Origin of the sequence: Pseudomonas sp. OG7, from assembly GCF_014192825.1 — a bacterium.
GTDB classification, from domain to species: Bacteria; Pseudomonadota; Gammaproteobacteria; order Pseudomonadales; family Pseudomonadaceae; genus Aquipseudomonas; species Aquipseudomonas monteilii.
In genome coordinates, this window is record NZ_JACHYK010000005.1 from 343,305 (window position 1) to 361,947 (window position 18,643).

Consider the following 18,643-nt stretch of genomic DNA (forward strand, 5'->3'; position numbering starts at 1 on the left):
TGTAAACCATGGCTGAAGCAGTCGTCGACAACCCCCCTGCCAAGACTGGCGCACCAGCGGCCAAGCGTCCGCTGCCCGGTATGTCGTTCCTGGAAAACATCGCACAGATGCCCATGCTGCGGCAGATCGGCCTCATGGTCGGCCTGGCGGCCAGCGTGGCGATCGGCTTTGCCGTGGTGCTGTGGTCGCAACAACCCGATTATCGTCCGTTGTACGGCAGCCTGTCGGGCATGGACACCAAGCAGGTCATGGACACCCTGGCCGCTGCTGACATCCCTTACAACGTGGAGCCCAACTCGGGTGCTCTGCTGGTCAAAGCCGACGATCTCTCCCGTGCGCGCCTGAAGCTGGCCGCCGCCGGGGTGGCGCCGAGCGACGGCAACGTGGGTTTCGAGCTGCTCGACAAGGAGCAGGGCCTGGGTACCAGCCAGTTCATGGAGGCCACCCGCTACCGCCGCAGCCTGGAAGGTGAGCTGGCGCGTACCGTTTCCAGCCTGAACAATGTCAAGGGTGCGCGCGTGCACCTGGCTATCCCGAAAAGTTCGGTGTTCGTGCGTGACGAGCGCAAGCCCAGTGCCTCGGTACTGGTCGAGCTGTACCCGGGCCGTGCCCTGGAAGCCGGGCAGGTGATGGCCATCGTCAACCTGGTCGCCACCAGCGTGCCAGAGCTGGACAAGTCGCAGGTCACCGTGGTCGACCAGAAGGGCAACCTGCTGTCCGAACAGATCCAGGACTCCGCGCTCACCCAGGCCGGCAAGCAGTTCGACTACAGCCGCCGGGTGGAAAGCATGCTCACCCAGCGTGTGCACAACATCCTGCAGCCAGTGCTGGGCAACGACCGCTACAAGGCCGAAGTGTCGGCGGACCTGGACTTCAGTGCGGTGGAGTCCACCTCCGAGCAGTTCAACCCAGACCAGCCAGCGCTGCGCAGCGAGCAATCCGTCGACGAGCAGCGCGCCAGCAGCCAAGGCCCGCAAGGTGTGCCCGGTGCACTGAGCAACCAGCCACCTGGCGCGGCCTCGGCCCCGCAAACCACCGGTGGCGCTGCCACCCCGGCTGCGGCCATCCAGCCTGGCCAGCCGCTGGTGGATGCCAACGGCCAGCAGATCATGGACCCGGCCACCGGTCAGCCGATGCTCGCGCCGTACCCGTCGGACAAACGCCAGCAAAGCACCAAGAACTTCGAACTGGACCGTTCCATCAGCCACACCCGCCAGCAGCAGGGGCGCATGACCCGCCTGTCGGTGGCCGTGGTGGTAGACGATCAGGTCAAGATCGACCCGGCCACTGGCGACAGCACGCGCGCGCCGTGGGGTGCCGAGGACCTGGCGCGCTTTACCCGCCTGGTGCAGGATGCGGTCGGCTTCGATGCCAGCCGTGGCGACAGCGTGACGGTGATCAACGTACCGTTCGCCGCCGACCGTGGCGAAGAAATTGCCGATATCGCCTTCTATCAGCAGCCGTGGTTCTGGGACATCGTCAAGCAGGTGTTGGGCGTAGTGTTCATCCTGGTGCTGGTGTTCGGTGTGCTGCGGCCTGTGTTGAACAACATTACAGGGGGCGGCAAGCAGGCTGCCCCGGACAGCGACATGGAGCTGGGCGGCATGATGGGTCTGGATGGCGAACTGGCCAACGACCGCGTCAGTCTGGGTGGCCCGACAAGCATTCTGCTGCCTAGCCCGAGCGAGGGTTACGAGGCACAGCTCAACGCAATCAAAGGCCTGGTGGCCGAAGATCCGGGCCGCGTTGCCCAGGTCGTGAAAGAGTGGATCAACGCCGATGAGTGATAACCGAGCCGTTACCGCCAAGCTGAGCCGCGTCGACAAGGCGGCGATCCTTCTGCTCTCGCTGGGCGAGACCGATGCGGCCCAGGTGCTGCGGCACATGGGGCCCAAGGAGGTGCAGCGGGTGGGTGTGGCCATGGCGCAGATGGGCAATGTGCACCGTGACCAGGTGGAGCAGGTGATGAGCGAGTTCGTCGACATCGTCGGCGACCAGACCAGTCTGGGCGTGGGTTCCGATGCCTACATCCGCAAGATGCTCAACCAGGCATTGGGCGAGGACAAGGCCAATGGCCTGGTCGACCGCATCCTGCTCGGTGGCAACACCAGCGGCCTGGACAGCCTGAAGTGGATGGAGCCGCGTGCTGTCGCGGACGTGATCCGCTACGAGCACCCGCAGATCCAGGCCATCGTGGTGGCCTACCTCGATCCGGACCAGGCCGGTGAAGTGCTGAGCAACTTCGACCACAAGGTGCGCCTGGACATCGTCCTGCGCGTGTCGTCGCTGAACACCGTGCAGCCTGCGGCGTTGAAGGAGCTGAACCAGATCCTCGAGAAGCAGTTCTCGGGCAACTCCAACGCAGCACGCACCACCCTGGGCGGCATCAAGCGTGCTGCCGACATCATGAACTTCCTCGACAGCTCGGTGGAAGGTGCACTGATGGACGCGATCCGCGAAATCGACAGCGACCTGTCGGAGCAGATCGAGGACTTGATGTTCGTCTTCAACAACCTGGCCGACGTCGACGATCGCGGTATCCAGGCGCTGTTGCGTGAAGTGTCGTCCGACGTGCTGGTGGTGTCGCTCAAGGGCGCCGACGAGCGGGTCAAGGACAAGATCTTCAAGAACATGTCCAAACGTGCTTCGGAGCTGCTGCGCGACGACCTGGAGGCCAAGGGGCCGGTACGGGTCAGCGACGTGGAAACGGCACAGAAGGAAATCCTTACTATTGCCCGGCGTATGGCCGAGGCTGGCGAGATCGTGCTCGGCGGCAAAGGCGCCGAGGAAATGATCTAAGTCGCTTGCGGGCCTTGAGGGGCCTTGTGGGAGCGGGCTTGCCCCGCGAACACCGGCAACGCCGGTGCCATACACCGCGGCGCCTGCTTCGCGGGACAAGCCCGCTCCCACAGGGGTCAAACCCGTCTCCCTATTGAATAGGGTTTTGAGTACCTGAAAACATGTCCACCAAAGAACATCACCCCAGCGACCTGATCCGCGCCCGCGACCTTGAGGGCGTGGACGTGTGGGCGCTGCCCAGCTTCGACCCGGAACCGGAGCCCGAACCGGAGCCTGAGCCTGAACCCGAGGTCATCGAGGAAGTCGAGGAAGTGCCGCTGGAAGAAGTCCAGCCGCTGACCCTGGAAGAACTCGAAGCGATCCGGCAAGAGGCCTACAACGAGGGTTTTGCCACCGGTGAGCGTGAAGGTTTTCACAGCACCCAGCTCAAAGTCCGCCAGGAGGCCGAAGAGGCCTTGAAGACCAAGCTGGACAGCCTTGAGCGGCTGATGGCCAACCTGATGGAGCCGATCGCCGAGCAGGACACGCAGATCGAGAAAACACTGGTGCATCTGGTGGCCCACATGACTCGCCAGGTGATCGGCCGCGAGCTGCGCAGCGATTCCAGTCAGATCACCCAAGTGTTGCGCGAAGCGCTCAAGCTGCTGCCCATGGGGGCGGACAATATCCGCATCCACCTCAACCCGCAGGATTTCGAGCTGGCCAAGGCCTTGCGCGAACGCCATGAGGAAAGCTGGCGGCTGCTGGAAGACAGTGCACTGCTGCCAGGTGGTTGCCGTATCGAGACGCTTCACAGCCGTATCGATGCAACCATGGAAACACGCATCGAAAAAGCCGTGGCACAACTGTTCGACCAGTTGCACGACCATGCACTGCACCCGGCAGCGCCAGATATGGCGGTAGATCCGGCCAGCCCGGTGGATACCCCTGATGCGCCTTGAACGCACCAGCTTCGGCAAGCGCCTGGGCAGTTATGCCGAGGCCATCGCGCTGCCGGCCCAGCCCGTCGTCGAAGGCCGCCTGCTGCGCATGGTCGGGCTCACCCTGGAGGCCGAAGGCCTGCGTGCCGCGGTGGGCAGCCGCTGCCTGGTGATCAACGACGACAGTTACCACCCGGTGCAGGTCGAGGCCGAAGTCATGGGCTTTGCCGGGCCCAAGGTGTTCCTTATGCCGGTGGGCAGCATCGTCGGTATTGCGCCGGGGGCGCGGGTGGTGCCGCTGGACGACGGCGGACGTCTGCCCATGGGCATGAGCATGCTCGGCCGCGTGCTCGACGGTGCCGGTCGCGCGCTGGATGGCAAGGGCGGGATGAAGGCCGAGGACTGGGTGCCGATGGACGGCCCGGTGATCAACCCGCTCAACCGCGACCCGATCAGCAAGCCGCTGGACGTGGGTATTCGCAGTATCAATGGTCTGCTTACCGTTGGCCGTGGCCAGCGGCTGGGCCTGTTTGCCGGTACCGGCGTGGGTAAATCGGTGTTGCTGGGCATGATGACCCGCTTCACCGAAGCCGAAATCATCGTGGTCGGGCTGATCGGTGAGCGGGGCCGCGAAGTGAAGGAGTTCATCGAGCATATCCTCGGTGAAGAGGGCCTCAAGCGCTCGGTGGTGGTGGCGTCGCCGGCAGACGATGCGCCGCTGATGCGTCTGCGCGCGGCCATGTACTGCACGCGCATCGCCGAGTACTTCCGCGACAAGGGCAAGAATGTGCTGTTGTTGATGGACTCCTTGACCCGTTTCGCCCAGGCCCAGCGGGAAATCGCCCTGGCCATCGGCGAACCGCCGGCCACTCGCGGTTACCCGCCATCGGTGTTCGCCAAGCTGCCCAAGCTGGTGGAGCGGGCGGGCAATGGCGAGCCGGGCGGTGGATCGATCACGGCGTTCTATACCGTGCTGTCAGAGGGCGACGACCAGCAGGACCCGATCGCCGACTCGGCCCGGGGCGTGCTCGACGGTCACTTTGTGCTGTCGCGCCGGTTGGCCGAGGAAGGCCATTACCCGGCCATCGACATCGAAGCGTCCATCAGCCGGGTGATGCCCCAGGTTGTCGATGCCGACCACTTGCGCCAGGCGCAGAAGTTCAAGCAGCTGTGGTCGCGCCTGTCGCAAAGCCGCGACCTGATTAGCGTGGGTGCCTATGTGGCCGGCGGCGATCCGGAAACCGACCTGGCCATTGCCTTGCAATCAAAGCTGGTGGAATTCTTGCGCCAAGGGCTGAGTGAAAACGTGGGCATGGCACAGAGCCGCGAACAGCTGGGGGCGATTTTCACGCCCCCGGCAGGCTGATAGGCCATGGCGCTGCCCGGACGCGCAGCGCGCTTGGCGCCAGTGGTGGACATGGCCGAGGAGGCCGAGCGCAAGGCCGCTCAGCGCGTTGGGCACTTTCAGCAGCAGGTGGCCACGGCTCAGGCCAAGTTGGCCGAGCTGGAGCGTTTTCGCGAGGACTACCAGCTGCAGTGGATCAACCGTGGCGGGCAAGGCGTGAATGGCAGCTGGCTGGTCAACTACCAGCGTTTTCTGGGGCAGCTGGAAACGGCCATGACCCAGCAGCGTCAGAGCCTGGTGTGGCACCAGAACAACCTCAACAACGCCCGTGGTACCTGGCAGCAGGCCTATGCCCGGGTGGAGGGATTGCGCAAGCTGGTGCAGCGCTACAGGGATGAGGCCCGGCGAGCCGAAGACAAGCGTGAGCAGCGGTTGCTGGATGAGCTGTCGCAGCGTTTGCCCCGACAAAACCTTTAGCCAAAGCCTTGCGCTGCCCCCTGTAGGAGCGGCCTTGTGGAAACAGCATTCTTGCCACCCCTGGCATCGCCTGCTAAACCTTAATGGAGTTGCATCCGCCATCATCGAAGGAATCGCTAGCATGGCAGTCGAGACTGATTTTTCGCAGGATGGGAAAAAGCTGACGATCAAGATCAAGGGGCGCTTCGATTTCGGCAAGCATCAGGAATTTCGAGACGCCTACGAACGCCAGCCCGATCGCCCCGATTCGGTGATCGTCGACCTGAAAGACACCACCTACCTCGACAGCTCCGCGCTCGGCATGCTGCTGTTGCTGCGCGACCATGCGGGTGGCGATGAGTCGGATGTGCGGGTGGTGCATGCCAGCTCCGACGTGCGCAAGATACTCGCCATCTCTAATTTCGAAAAACTCTTCGATATCAGTTGAGCGCCGACATGCCGGCCGAACAGCCGTTGACCGTGCTGGTCGCCGAGGACGGTGCCGCCGACCGCCTGCTGCTGGCGCAGATTGTCCGTCGCCAGGGCCACCAGGTATTCACCGCGGAAAACGGCGAGCAGGCAGTGGCGCTGTTTCAGGAGCGCAGCCCACAGCTGGTGTTGCTGGACGCGCTGATGCCGGTAATGGACGGCTTCGAGGCGGCGCGGCAGATCAAGGCCCTGGCCGGCGAGGCGCTGGTGCCGATCATTTTCCTGACGTCGCTGAACGAAGAGGAAGGCTTGGTGCGCTGCCTGGAGGCGGGTGGCGATGACTTCATGGCCAAGCCCTACAGCGCGGTGATCCTCGCTGCCAAGATCCGCGCCATGGACCGGTTGCGCCGGTTGCAAGCCACTGTGCTTGAGCAGCGTGACCAGATCACCCGGCACCATCATCACCTGCTCAACGAGCAGCGGGTGGCCAAGGCTGTTTTCGACAAGGTGGCCCACTCCGGTTGCCTTTCTGCGCCCAACATCCGCTACCTGCAGTCGCCGTATGCGCTGTTCAACGGTGACCTGATGCTGGCTGCGTTCACCCCGGGCGGTGACATGCGCGTGCTGCTGGGCGACTTTACCGGCCATGGCCTGCCAGCGGCGGTTGGCGCCATGCCGCTGGCCGAGGTGTTCTACGGCATGACCGCCAAGGGTTACGGCATGGCGCCGATCCTGCGCGAGATGAACGCCAAGCTCAAACGCATCCTGCCGGTGGACATGTTCTGTTGCGCGATGCTGCTCAACCTCAATGTGCAGCGCGGCTCGGTGGAGGTGTGGAATGGCGGTATGCCCGATGGCTATCGGCTGTCGGTGGATGGCCAGGTGCTGTCAGCGCTGAGCTCGCGGCATCTGCCGCTGGGTATTCTGGCTGCCGAGCGTTTTGATGACAGCACCGAGGTGCTTCCCTTGGCGCCGGGTGAGCGCCTGTTGCTGCTGTCGGACGGCGTGCTCGACACGGCGGACGATCAGGAGCGCCTGTTCGGTGTGCAGCGCCTGCTGGCGGTGCTGGCCGACAACCGCGACCCGGTGCGGTTGTTCGACGAAGTGATGCAGGCCCTGGCGCGCTTTGGCGGGCACCCGCGCGACGACATCAGTTTGTGTGACATCCGCATGTTCGGCGCCGAAGAGCGGGTGCCGGCACCGATGATCTACGCTGATAGCGGTCGCTTCAGCCCGCAGGACTGGTCGCTGGGCTTCGAAGTGCGGGGCGAGAGCCTGAAGTGCTTTAACCCGATTCCTTACCTGGTGCAGTTGTTGCAGGAGATTCATGGGCTTCGTGCGCGTACCGGCAGCTTGCACAGCGTCCTCAGCGAGTTGTATTCCAATGCTCTGGAGCATGGTGTGCTAGGGCTGGACTCGCAGCTCAAACGCGATGTGCAGGGTTTTGCCGACTATTATCAGGAGCGCGCCCGGCGCCTGGGCGTGCTGACAGACGGCTTTGTGCGCATCGATTTCAAGGTTGAACCGCTTGCCGATGGCGGGCGTCTGAGTATCGAGGTCCGCGACAGCGGTGCGGGTTTCGATGTGCAGCGGGTACTGTCGCGGCCTTCGCTGGACCAGGGGCTGAGCGGGCGTGGCCTGAACCTGGTGCGGCGGTTGGCCAGCGATGCGCGCTGGAGTGAAGGCGGGCGTTGCGCGCATGTGGCGTTCGTATGGTGAGCCACTGGCTGGCTCGGGCATAATCTGGCTTGATCAAGGAGTGAGCAAGTGACTGACATGCATATTGACCACAAGGTACTCAGTGACCTGCGTGAGGTCATGGAGGATGGCTACCTGCAGTTGGTGCAGACGTTTCTCGACGATTCCGAGCGGCGGCTGGGCCAGTTACACGCGGCCAAAAGCGCCGAAGAGCTGGGTGCGGCCGCCCACAGCTTCAAGGGTAGCAGCAGCAACATGGGGGCTATTGCCCTGGCCGGCCTGTGTCAGCAGCTGGAAGAGCGTGCACGGCGCCCCCCGCTGTACGGTATCGAAGACTTGATCAGCCGTATCGACCAGGAGTTCGTCGAGGTGCAGCGCTTCTACCGTGGTGAGCAGCAACGTATTTCAGCAGGCTGATACACAACTTGGCGCGAGTCTTGCCTGTTTCTGGGCGGATTATTCTTTTGTTTCTGGCGCGGAGACCGCTCGATGCCTGTCGCACCCAACCCTTTGTTGCAAGCCAACGCCATTGCCAGTGCCTCGCGCTCTGCCACCGCACAGGCGGACAAACCGCTGCAGGCGCTGGGCGACAAGGGCGACGGCTTTGGCCAGGTGATGGCACGGCAGGGGCGTGACAAGGCAGCCTCGCAGGACGACAAAGTCGCCCAGGCAAAGCCCAAGGACAAACCTGAGGCGCCAGCGCACGGCAAGAAAGACCCGGCTGACAAAACGGCTGTTGCCGATGACGGCAACAAATTGCCAGCAGACGATGCGTCCCAGGCCGATACCGGGGTGCGTGATGCCAACCTGGTGGCCGGCCAGGTCACTGACGCCCAGCCCGGTGCGCAACTGATCCAGGCCCAGGCCGAGGCGGTAGCGCCGGTGCTGCAGGCCGCCACGGCGCAGGTTGGCGCGCTGCCCGAGGAGCCTTCCGCCGAAGAGGCTTTCGACCCGGATGCAGACCCTCTGGCCAACCTGCCAACCTTGCGCCTGGCGCTGGAGCAGAGTGCTCAAGCCAAGGGGGCTACATCGGCGCATGCCCTTGACCCTTCCCAGGCGCAGGGGGAGGAGGGCCGGGTAGCCGTCAATACCTTGGCGAATCTGATCGAGAGTGCCGAGGGTGAGGCGGGAGAGTCTGGCGACAAGGCCTTTGGTGCCTTGCTGGAGGATGGCCTGAAGGACACCAAGAGCGCCAGCAGCGACACCCGTGTCGATGACTTCGCCAACCGCCTGGCCAGCCTGACCCAGGCTGCCACGGCCAAGACCGCCAGCGCCGTGCCGGCCAGCGCCAGCCCGTTGCACCAGCCGTTGCCGATGAACCAGGGTGCGTGGGCGGAAGGTTTGGTCAACCGGGTCATGTACCTGTCCAGCCAGAACCTGAAATCTGCAGACATCCAGCTGGAGCCCGCAGAGCTGGGCCGCTTGGACATTCGCGTCAATGTTGCGGCGGACCAGTCGACCCAGGTCACCTTCATCAGTGGCCACGCCGGTGTGCGTGACGCCCTCGACAGCCAGGTACACCGCCTGCGCGAGCTGTTTGCCCAGCAGGGGCTGGCCCAACCGGATGTCAACGTCGCCGACCAGTCGCGCGGGCAGCAACAGCAGCAGGGGCAGGCGCAGGGCAGTAACCTGTCCGGCGTGGCCGCGCGGCGGGGGGAGCAGGGTGGGGGTGAGGTTGTAGACAGCGCCCGTCCTGTGGAGCAACAGGTCGTTATTGGTGACAGTGCGGTCGATTACTACGCCTGATGCAGGGGCACGCCTTGGTTCTTCGGGTGCCTGTGAGATCGAGCGCCGCCCGCGCGGCGCTCGATCTCGCAGGCGACACACCTCCCAAGACGAACCCATGCCGGCCCCACTCTTTCTCAAGCCAAAACTGGCATAACACTTGCTCAAGCCAAGCAATCCTCCCTTGAACCCCCGATGGACGACGGATTATTGGCATGGCGAAGAGCGAAGCAGTCAAAGACCCCGCCACTAAAGGCAAACTCAAGCTGATCCTGCTGGCTGTCGCCGGCCTGTTGCTCGCGATCGGCCTTTCGGTGGGCGCTACCTGGTTCATCATGCACAAGAGCGAGTCGGCCCCGGCCGCCGAGCCTGCGGCCAGCAACGTCAAGCCTGCGGCCATCTACGAGGCGCTGACCCCGGCCTTCGTGGTCAATTTCAACCAGAACGGCCGCCAGCGCTACATGCAGTTGAGCATCACCCTGCAGGCGCGCAACCAGGCCGACCTGGATGCGCTGAAGGTGCACATGCCGGTGATTCGCAACAACCTGGTGATGATGTTCTCCGGACAAGGCTTCGACACCCTGGCCAGCAGCCCGGTCGGGCAGGAGATGCTGCGTCAGAAGGCCACTGCGGTGGTGCAGGAAGTGGCTCAGAAGGAAGTCGGCAAGCCGGTCATTGACCAGTTGCTGTTCACCAATTTCGTATTGCAGTAGGAGTCCGCAATGGCCGTACAGGACCTGCTGTCCCAGGATGAAATCGATGCCCTGTTGCACGGCGTCGACGACGGGCTGGTGCAGACCGAGAGTGCATCCGAGCCTGGCAGTATCAAAAGCTACGACCTGACCAGTCAGGACCGTATCGTACGGGGTCGCATGCCGACCCTTGAAATGATCAACGAGCGCTTCGCCCGTTACACCCGTATCAGCATGTTCAACCTGCTGCGCCGTTCTGCCGACGTGGCCGTGGGCGGTGTGCAGGTGATGAAGTTCGGCGAATACGTGCACTCGCTGTACGTGCCCACCAGCCTCAACCTGGTCAAGATCAAGCCGCTGCGTGGCACCTCGCTGTTCATCCTCGACGCCAAGCTGGTGTTCAAGCTGGTGGACAACTTCTTCGGCGGCGATGGCCGCCACGCCAAGATCGAAGGCCGTGAATTCACGCCGACCGAGCTGCGCGTGGTGCGCATGGTGCTGGACCAGTGCTTCGTCGACCTCAAGGAAGCCTGGCAGGCCATCATGCCGGTCACCTTCGAGTACATGAACTCCGAGGTCAACCCGGCCATGGCCAACATTGTCGGCCCCAGCGAGGCGGTGGTGGTGTCCACTTTCCACATCGAGCTGGACGGCGGCGGCGGCGACCTGCACGTAACCATGCCGTACTCGATGATCGAGCCGGTGCGCGAAATGCTCGACGCCGGTTTCCAGTCCGACCTGGACGACCAGGACGAGCGCTGGGTCAAGGCCCTGCGCGAAGACGTGCTGGACGTGGCGGTGCCCATGACCGCCACGGTCGCCCGGCGCCAGTTGAAGCTGCGCGACATCCTGCACATGCAGCCTGGCGACGTGATCCCGGTGGAGCTGCCCGAGCACCTGGTGTTGCGCGCCAATGGCGTGCCGGCGTTCAAGGCGCGGCTGGGTTCGCACAAGGGCAACCTGGCCCTGCAGATCATCGACCCGATCGAGCGCCGCTGACGGCGTGCCGGTCGCTCATAACGAATTGAATGCCTGTCGAGGAAACCATGGCTAACGAAAACGAGATCACCTCCCCAGAGGACCAGGCGCTGGCCGACGAGTGGGCTGCGGCCCTGGAAGAAACCGGCGCGGCCGGCCAGGCCGATATCGATGCACTGCTGGGCGGTGACACTGGCAGCACCAGCGGCCCGGGCCGCCTGCCGATGGAAGAGTTCGCCAGCTCGCAGAAGCCGAACGAAAACGTCAGCCTCGAAGGCCCGAACCTGGACGTGATCCTGGACATCCCGGTTAACATTTCCATGGAAGTGGGCAGCACCGAGATCAATATCCGTAACCTGTTGCAGTTGAACCAGGGTTCGGTGATCGAACTCGATCGCCTGGCCGGCGAGCCGCTCGACGTGCTGGTGAACGGTACGCTGATCGCCCATGGCGAAGTGGTGGTGGTCAACGAGAAGTTCGGCATCCGCCTGACCGACGTGATCAGCCCCAGCGAACGTATCAAGAAGCTGCGCTGAGTGAAGGGCACAATGCGCGCCCTTGCGGCGTTGGCGGTGCTGCTGGCCAGTAGCGCGTGCCTGGCCGCGGCCACGCCGGCAGCTACCCCGGCGACACCGCCTGGCAGCCTCGGCGGGCAGCTGGCGCAGATGGTTTTCGGCCTGTTGCTGGTGGTGGGCCTGATCTTCTTCCTGGCCTGGATGCTGCGGCGCCTGCAGAGCACGGCAGTGAAGGGCGGGCAGGTGATCGAGATTGTCGGCAGCCGGGCCATTGGCCCGCGTGACCGCCTGTTGCTGGTGCAGGTGGGGAAGGAGCAGATCCTGATCGGCCATACCCCGGGCAGCATCGAGGCCCTGCATGTTATGGCCGAACCCGTGGATGTGCCGGATGGCGCTCGTCAGGCGACGCCGGAGTTTGCTCAGCGGCTGATGGAGCTGATGGGCAAAAACCCTAAGGACAACAAGTGATGAGCGGCGCGCTGCGTACGTTGTTGACTCTGGCGCTGCTGCTGGCTGCGCCGCTGGCCCTGGCTGCCGACCCGCTGTCGATCCCGGCCATTACCCTGTCCAATACCCCGGACGGGCAGCAGGAGTATTCGGTCAGCCTGCAAATCCTGCTGATCATGACTGCGCTGAGCTTCATCCCGGCGTTCGTCATCCTGATGACCAGCTTCACCCGCATCATCATCGTGTTCTCGATCCTGCGCCAGGCCCTGGGCCTGCAGCAGACGCCCTCGAACCAGTTGCTCAACGGCATGGCGCTGTTCCTGACCCTGTTCATCATGGCGCCGGTGTTCGACCGGGTGAACACGGATGCCCTGCAGCCGTACCTGAAGGAGCAGATGACCGCCCAGCAGGCCATCGAAAAAGCCCAGGGGCCGCTCAAGGACTTCATGTTGGCGCAAACCCGGCAAAGCGACCTCGACCTGTTCATGCGCCTGTCCAAGCGCACCGACATCGCCGGCCCCGATCAGGTGCCACTGACCATTCTGGTGCCGGCGTTCGTCACCTCCGAGTTGAAGACCGCGTTTCAGATCGGCTTCATGATCTTCATCCCGTTCCTGATCATCGACATGGTGGTGGCCAGTGTGCTGATGGCCATGGGTATGATGATGCTGTCGCCGCTGATCATCTCGCTGCCGTTCAAGATCATGCTGTTCGTGCTGGTGGATGGCTGGGCGCTGATCATGGGCACCCTGGCCAGCAGTTTCGGCGGCGTCTGACGCCGTCAAGGAGAGACGCCGATGACACCTGAAGTTGCTGTCGACCTGTTCCGTGATGCTCTGTGGCTGACCACTTTACTGGTCGCGGTGCTGGTTGTGCCGAGCCTGTTGGTGGGCCTGATGGTGGCGATGTTCCAGGCCGCCACGCAGATCAACGAGCAGACCCTGAGCTTTCTGCCACGCCTGCTGGTAATGCTGATCACGCTGATCATTGCCGGGCCGTGGCTGGTGCAGAAGTTCATGGAGTACATCACCAGTCTCTACACCAGCATCCCGCAGCTGATTGGTTGACGCAGCGATGCTGGAACTGACCGATACGCAGATCGGCACCTGGGTCGCCACCTTCATCCTGCCGCTATTCAGGGTAACTGCGGTGCTGATGACCATGCCGATTTTCGGCACCCGCATGTTGCCGGCGCGGGTGCGCCTGTACGTGGCGGTGGCGATTACCGTGGTGATCGTGCCGGCATTGCCGCCGCTGCCCGAATTCGACCCGCTTAGCCTGCGTGGTTTGCTGCTGTGCTTCGAGCAGATCATCGTTGGTGCGCTGTTTGGCATGGCCTTGCAACTGCTGTTCCAGGCCTTCGTGATTGCCGGGCAGATTGTTGCGGTGCAGATGGGTATGGCCTTCGCCTCGATGGTCGACCCTGCCAACGGCGTCAACGTCACGGTAATCAGCCAGTTCATGACCATGCTGGTGAGCGTGCTGTTCCTGTTGATGAACGGGCACCTGGTGGTGTTCGAGGTGCTGACCGAGAGCTTTACCACCTTGCCGGTGGGGAGTGCGCTGGTGGTCAACCACTTCTGGGAGCTGGCCGGGCGCATGGGCTGGGTGTTCGGTGCCGGTCTGTTGTTGATCCTGCCGGTGATCGCTGCGCTGCTGGTGGTGAACATCGCCTTTGGCGTGATGACCCGCGCGGCGCCGCAGTTGAATATCTTCTCGATCGGCTTTCCGTTGACCTTGGTCATGGGCATGGCCATTTTCTGGGTCGGCCTGGCCGATATCCTCTCCCACTACCAGGCATTGGCCAGCGAAGCGCTGCAATGGCTGCGTGAATTGGCGAGGGCGCGCTGAGCATGGCGGAAAGCGAGAGCGGTCAGGACAAGACAGAAGAACCCACTGAAAAGCGCAAGCGCACAGCCCGCGAGAAGGGCGAGATCGCGCGCTCCAAAGAGTTGAACACCGTGGCGGTGACCTTGGCTGGCGCAGGTGGCTTGCTGGCGTTTGGTGGGCATCTGGCCGAGACCTTGCTGGCCATGATGCACATGAACTTCAGCCTGACCCGCGACATCATCGTCGACGAGCGCGCCATGGGCGCCTTTCTTCTGGCCTCGGGCAAGATGGCCATCTGGGCGGTACAGCCGATACTGATCCTGTTGTTCGTGATCGCCTTTGTCGCACCCATCGCCTTGGGTGGTTTTCTGTTTTCCGGCAGCCTGTTGCAACCGAAGTTCAGCCGCATGAACCCGTTGTCGGGGATCAAGCGCATGTTCTCGGTGAATGCCCTGACCGAACTGTTGAAGGCGCTTGCAAAGTTTTTCGTGATTCTGGTGGTGGCGATAGTGGTGTTGGTCAACGACCGCCAGGCGTTGCTCTCCATTGCCAACGAGCCTTTGGAGCAAGCGATCATTCACAGTGTTCAGGTGGTCGGCTGGAGCGCGCTGTGGATGGCGGCCGGGTTGTTGCTGATTGCGGCGGCGGATGTGCCGTTCCAGTTATGGCAGGCGCACAACAAGCTGAAGATGACCAAGCAGGAGGTGCGCGACGAGTACAAGGACACCGAAGGCAAGCCCGAGGTCAAACAGCGTATTCGCCAGTTGCAGCGCGAGGCTTCGCAACGGCGCATGATGGCGGCGGTGCCGGATGCGGACGTGATCATCACCAACCCGACGCACTACGCGGTGGCCCTGCAATACGACCCGGAGAAGGGCGGAGTGGCGCCCCTGTTGCTGGCCAAGGGTACCGATTTCATTGCCTTGAAAATCCGCGAGATCGGCGTGGAGCACAAGGTACAGATCCTCGAGTCGCCAGCACTGGCGCGGGCGATCTATTACTCGACCGAAATTGAGCAGGAAATCCCCGCAGGCCTTTACCTGGCGGTAGCGCAGGTGCTGGCCTATGTGTTCCAGATCCGCCAGTACCGTGCGGGCAAGGGCAAACGGCCAGAGCCGCTGAAAGACGACCTGCCGATCCCGCCGGACCTGCGGCGTGATAGTTGACAGGTATTCGCCACAACGCATTCTGTGCCTGTGAAATCGAGCGCCGCCCGCGCGGCGCTCGGTCTGACAGGCGCTAAATCCCTCAAGGCATACAAAGTTGGAAGGCTTCTTGCAAAGCCACGCCCAGGCGCCCCCTGTGCGTCAAAGTTTTGCATCAAGAGGACTCGCGGTGGATCGCACTCAGTTAATCAGCAACGCCCGTAACAACCTGGCCGGGCTCGGCCGGGGCAACCTGGGTGTGCCGCTGTTGCTGCTGGTGATGTTGGCAATGATGATGTTGCCGATTCCGCCGTTCCTGCTCGACGTGTTCTTCACCTTCAACATCGCGTTGTCGATCGTCGTGCTGCTGGTGTGCGTGTACGCCCTGCGCCCGCTCGACTTCGCCGCATTCCCGACCATCCTGCTGGTGGCCACGCTGTTGCGCCTGGCCCTGAACGTGGCCTCCACGCGTGTGGTCATGTTGCACGGCCAGGAGGGTCACGGCGCCGCCGGTAAAGTGATTCAGGCTTTCGGTGAGGTGGTAATCGGCGGCAACTACGTGGTCGGTGCCGTGGTGTTCGCCATCCTCATGATCATCAACTTCGTGGTGGTGACCAAGGGTGCCGGGCGTATCTCGGAAGTGAGTGCGCGTTTCACCCTCGACGCCATGCCCGGCAAGCAGATGGCCATCGATGCCGACCTCAACGCCGGCCTGATCGACCAGGCCCAGGCCAAACACCGCCGTGCCGAGGTGGCGCAAGAAGCCGAGTTCTACGGCTCGATGGACGGTGCCAGCAAATTCGTCCGTGGGGACGCCATCGCTGGCTTGCTGATCCTGTTCATCAACCTGATCGGCGGCATGCTCATCGGCATGCTGCAGCACGGCATGAGCTTCGGTGACGCCGGCAAGGTGTACGCCCTGTTGACGATCGGTGACGGTTTGGTGGCGCAATTGCCATCACTGCTGTTGTCCACCGCCGCCGCGATCATGGTCACCCGTGCCTCGGGCTCCGAGGACATGGGCAAGTTGATCAACCGGCAGATGTTCGACTCGCCCAAGGCCCTGGCGGTGTCCGGCGCGCTGATGATCGTCATGGGCCTGGTGCCGGGCATGCCCCACGTGGCATTCCTCAGCCTCGGCTTGTTGGCCGGTGGTGGCGCCTACCTGGTGTGGAAGAAACAACAGAAGACCAAGTTGCAGGCGCAGCAGGAAGCGCAACGCCAGCAGGACCTGCTGCCCTCGCCTCAGCGTGCGCTGGAGACCAAGGAACTGGGCTGGGATGACGTCACGCCGATCGACATGATCGGCCTGGAAGTCGGCTACCGGCTGATTCCGCTGGTCGACCGCAACCAGGGCGGCCAGTTGCTGGCACGGATCAAGGGTGTACGCAAGAAGCTGTCGCAGGACCTGGGTTTCCTCATGCCCACCGTGCACATTCGTGACAACCTCGACCTGCAGCCCAGCGCCTATCGCCTGACCCTGATGGGGGTGATCCTGGCCGAAGCGGAGATCTATCCGGACCGGGAGCTGGCGATCAACCCCGGGCAAGTGTTCGGCACCCTGAACGGCATTGCCGCGCGCGACCCGGCGTTTGGTCTGGAGGCGGTGTGGATCGACGTCGGCCAGCGTTCCCAGGCACAGTCGCTGGGCTACACCGTGGTTGACGCAAGTACCGTGGTTGCCACCCACCTCAACCAGATCCTGCAGAAGCACTGCCACGAGCTGATTGGCCACGAAGAGGTTCAGCAACTGCTGCAGGTGCTGTCCAAGGCATCGCCTAAACTTGCAGAAGAGCTGGTGCCGGGTGTCATTTCCTTGTCGGGCCTGCTGAAGGTGCTGCAAGCGCTGTTGTCGGAACAGGTGCCGGTGCGCGATATTCGCAGTATTGCCGAAGCCATCGCGAACAACGCTGGCAAGAGTCAAGATACCGCCGCGCTGGTAGCGGCAGTGCGCGTCGGATTGTGTCGCGCCATCGTGCAAAGCATTGTAGGCGTTGAGTCGGAGCTGCCAGTGATTACCCTGGAGCCAAGGTTGGAACAGATTTTGCTCAATAGTCTGCAAAGGGCCGGGCAGGGTCAGGAAGAGGGTGTTCTTCTGGAGCCTAGCATGGCCGAGAAGCTGCAACGTTCGCTGATCGAAGCGGCCCAGCGCCAGGAAATGCAGGGCCAGCCGGCCATTCTTCTGGTCGCCGGCCCGATCCGCGCCATGCTGTCGCGTTTCGGTCGCCTGGCTGTACCGAATTTGCATGTTCTGGCGTATCAGGAAATACCTGACAACAAGCAAGTCACCATCGTTGCCACCGTGGGCCCTAACGGCTGAGGTAGTGGATAATGCAAGTTAAGCGATTTTTCGCCGCCGATATGCGTCAGGCCATGAAACTGGTCCGTGATGAGCTGGGCGCCGATGCCGCGATCATTGGCAACCGCCGTATTGCCGGTGGTGTCGAACTGACGGCCGCGCTGGACTACAAGCTGTCCGCCCTGGCCCCACGCGTGCCCAACGCCGAGCTGGAAGAAGAGCTGCGCAAGACGCACACGCGCATCGCCACCGCTCAGGCCGAGCTGGACCACCGCCAGGACAGCAGTGACAACAACCGCCAATTGTTCGCCGGGCAGTCGCTGACCGCCGCCGAGCCGTTGATCGAGCCGCACGTCGATGCCCCCGAGGCGGCGACTGCTGCCCCGGCCGCTGCGCCAGTAGACCCGCGCCTGTTCGATGCCATGCGCTCCGAGCTGTCGGGCCTGCGCGAGTTGCTGGAAGTGCAGCTCGGGTCGCTGGCCTGGACCCAGTTGCAGGGCAGCAAGCCGCAGCAGGCCAACCTGTGGCGGCGCCTGCAGCGCATCGGCCTGTCCGGCCCGATTGCCCGCGAACTGCTGGACCTCACCACCGAGATCGAAGAGCCACGCCAGGCCTGGCGCATGCTGCTGGCGCACCTGGCGCGCATGATCGAAATCCCGGAAATCGAGCCGATCGAAGAGGGCGGGGTGATCGCCATGGTTGGCCCGGCCGGCATGGGCAAGACCACCACCCTGGCCAAGCTTGCCGCCCGCTACGTGCTCAAGTACGGCGCGCAGAACCTGGCGCTGGTGAGCATGGACAGCTTCCGCATCGGCGCCCAGGAGCAGCTCAAGACCCTGGGCCGCATCCTCAACGTGCCAGTGACCTACGTCGACCCGGGCCAGTCGCTGGCTGCGGCGCTGGAGCCACTGCTGCGCAAGCGCGTGGTGCTGATCGATACCGCCGGCCTGCAGGCCAGCGACCCGGCGCTGCGCATGCAGCTGGAAACCCTGGCCGGGCGTGGCATTGCTGCGAAGAACTACCTGGTGCTGGCCACCACCAGCCAGAAGCAGGTGCTGACCGCCGCCTACCACAGCTACAAGCGCTGTGGCCTGGCCGGCTGCATCCTGACCAAGCTCGATGAAACGGCAAGCCTTGGCGACGTGTTGAGCCTTGCCATCAGTCATGAACTGCCCGTGGCCTACCTCACCGATGGCCCGCGCATTCCTGACGACCTGCACCTGCCGCGTGGTCACCAACTGGTCTCCCGCGCAGTCAATGTGCAGCAGCAGGACGAGCCCAGCGAAGAGGCCATGGCCGACATGTTCGCTGATCTCTACCACAACCCACGGCGAGCGGGTTGACCATGAAGCGTGTGCAAAGTAG

19 protein-coding genes are annotated in these 18,643 nt (G+C 63.3%); all 19 read left to right on the forward strand.

The features are described from left to right. Positions 1–8 precede the first annotated feature (8 nt). The 19 genes from fliF (at position 9) to flhF (ending at position 18,621) form a co-directional block, all read left to right on the forward strand. On the forward strand, positions 9–1,787 hold the full coding sequence (gene fliF, locus FHW75_RS14850) for a flagellar basal-body MS-ring/collar protein FliF (RefSeq protein ID WP_019099658.1): 1,779 nt from the start codon (positions 9–11) through the stop codon (positions 1,785–1,787). Next, entirely contained in the window at positions 1,780–2,799 is a 1,020-nt protein-coding gene (gene fliG / locus FHW75_RS14855) for a flagellar motor switch protein FliG (RefSeq protein ID WP_003254434.1), read from the forward strand. The genes fliF and fliG overlap by 8 nt, the downstream gene beginning before the upstream one ends. A 161-nt stretch (positions 2,800–2,960) precedes the next feature. After that, positions 2,961–3,740, forward strand: coding sequence for a flagellar assembly protein FliH (fliH, locus tag FHW75_RS14860; protein WP_183673996.1), 780 nt, complete (start codon positions 2,961–2,963; stop codon positions 3,738–3,740). Continuing rightward, positions 3,730–5,085, forward strand: coding sequence for a flagellar protein export ATPase FliI (fliI, locus tag FHW75_RS14865; RefSeq protein ID WP_016711789.1), 1,356 nt, complete (start codon positions 3,730–3,732; stop codon positions 5,083–5,085). Before fliH ends, fliI begins: the two co-directional genes overlap by 11 nt. Before the next feature lie 6 nt (positions 5,086–5,091). Beyond that, positions 5,092–5,541 (forward strand): flagellar export protein FliJ, encoded by a 450-nt coding sequence (fliJ, locus tag FHW75_RS14870; protein WP_019099661.1) that lies wholly within the window; start codon positions 5,092–5,094, stop codon positions 5,539–5,541. Positions 5,542–5,662: 121 nt separating this feature from the next. Continuing rightward, positions 5,663–5,968 carry an STAS domain-containing protein gene (locus tag FHW75_RS14875; RefSeq protein ID WP_016711787.1) on the forward strand — a complete coding sequence of 102 codons (306 nt, stop codon included), beginning with the start codon at positions 5,663–5,665 and terminating at the stop codon, positions 5,966–5,968. An 8-nt stretch (positions 5,969–5,976) separates the two neighbouring features. Further along, positions 5,977–7,668 (forward strand): fused response regulator/phosphatase, encoded by a 1,692-nt coding sequence (locus tag FHW75_RS14880; RefSeq protein WP_019099662.1) that lies wholly within the window; start codon positions 5,977–5,979, stop codon positions 7,666–7,668. A gap of 48 nt (positions 7,669–7,716) precedes the next feature. Then, positions 7,717–8,064 (forward strand): Hpt domain-containing protein, encoded by a 348-nt coding sequence (locus tag FHW75_RS14885; RefSeq protein WP_019099663.1) that lies wholly within the window; start codon positions 7,717–7,719, stop codon positions 8,062–8,064. A 72-nt stretch (positions 8,065–8,136) separates the two neighbouring features. After that, positions 8,137–9,393 carry a flagellar hook-length control protein FliK gene (locus FHW75_RS14890; protein WP_019099664.1) on the forward strand — a complete coding sequence of 419 codons (1,257 nt, stop codon included), beginning with the start codon at positions 8,137–8,139 and terminating at the stop codon, positions 9,391–9,393. 194 nt (positions 9,394–9,587) lie between these two features. Continuing rightward, positions 9,588–10,085, forward strand: coding sequence for a flagellar basal body-associated protein FliL (gene fliL / locus FHW75_RS14895; protein ID WP_019099665.1), 498 nt, complete (start codon positions 9,588–9,590; stop codon positions 10,083–10,085). A 9-nt stretch (positions 10,086–10,094) separates the two neighbouring features. Further along, positions 10,095–11,063, forward strand: a complete 969-nt coding sequence (fliM, locus tag FHW75_RS14900; protein ID WP_012273501.1) for a flagellar motor switch protein FliM — start codon at positions 10,095–10,097, stop codon at positions 11,061–11,063. Between the two features lie 47 nt (positions 11,064–11,110). Continuing rightward, the gene (fliN, locus tag FHW75_RS14905; protein ID WP_159266538.1) at positions 11,111–11,578 is read left to right on the forward strand and encodes a flagellar motor switch protein FliN; all 468 of its coding nucleotides are present in this window, start codon (positions 11,111–11,113) and stop codon (positions 11,576–11,578) included. Positions 11,579–11,590: 12 nt separating this feature from the next. After that, positions 11,591–12,025: a flagellar biosynthetic protein FliO gene (gene fliO / locus FHW75_RS14910; protein ID WP_016711781.1), complete on the forward strand. Its 435-nt coding sequence runs from the start codon at positions 11,591–11,593 to the stop codon at positions 12,023–12,025. Then, a complete protein-coding gene (gene fliP / locus FHW75_RS14915) occupies positions 12,025–12,780 on the forward strand; it encodes a flagellar type III secretion system pore protein FliP (RefSeq protein ID WP_019096540.1) in 756 nt (251 codons plus the stop codon). Before fliO ends, fliP begins: the two co-directional genes overlap by 1 nt. 21 nt (positions 12,781–12,801) lie before the next feature. Beyond that, positions 12,802–13,071: a flagellar biosynthesis protein FliQ gene (gene fliQ / locus FHW75_RS14920; RefSeq protein ID WP_016711779.1), complete on the forward strand. Its 270-nt coding sequence runs from the start codon at positions 12,802–12,804 to the stop codon at positions 13,069–13,071. A gap of 7 nt (positions 13,072–13,078) precedes the next feature. Continuing rightward, positions 13,079–13,855 (forward strand): flagellar biosynthetic protein FliR, encoded by a 777-nt coding sequence (gene fliR / locus FHW75_RS14925; RefSeq protein WP_027609440.1) that lies wholly within the window; start codon positions 13,079–13,081, stop codon positions 13,853–13,855. Between the two features lie 2 nt (positions 13,856–13,857). Beyond that, on the forward strand, positions 13,858–15,000 hold the full coding sequence (gene flhB / locus FHW75_RS14930) for a flagellar biosynthesis protein FlhB (RefSeq protein ID WP_027609441.1): 1,143 nt from the start codon (positions 13,858–13,860) through the stop codon (positions 14,998–15,000). 169 nt (positions 15,001–15,169) lie between these two features. Continuing rightward, positions 15,170–17,299 carry a flagellar biosynthesis protein FlhA gene (gene flhA, locus FHW75_RS14935; RefSeq protein ID WP_019096543.1) on the forward strand — a complete coding sequence of 710 codons (2,130 nt, stop codon included), beginning with the start codon at positions 15,170–15,172 and terminating at the stop codon, positions 17,297–17,299. An 11-nt stretch (positions 17,300–17,310) separates the two neighbouring features. Beyond that, positions 17,311–18,621 carry a flagellar biosynthesis protein FlhF gene (gene flhF, locus FHW75_RS14940; RefSeq protein WP_016711775.1) on the forward strand — a complete coding sequence of 437 codons (1,311 nt, stop codon included), beginning with the start codon at positions 17,311–17,313 and terminating at the stop codon, positions 18,619–18,621. Positions 18,622–18,643: the final 22 nt, after the last annotated feature.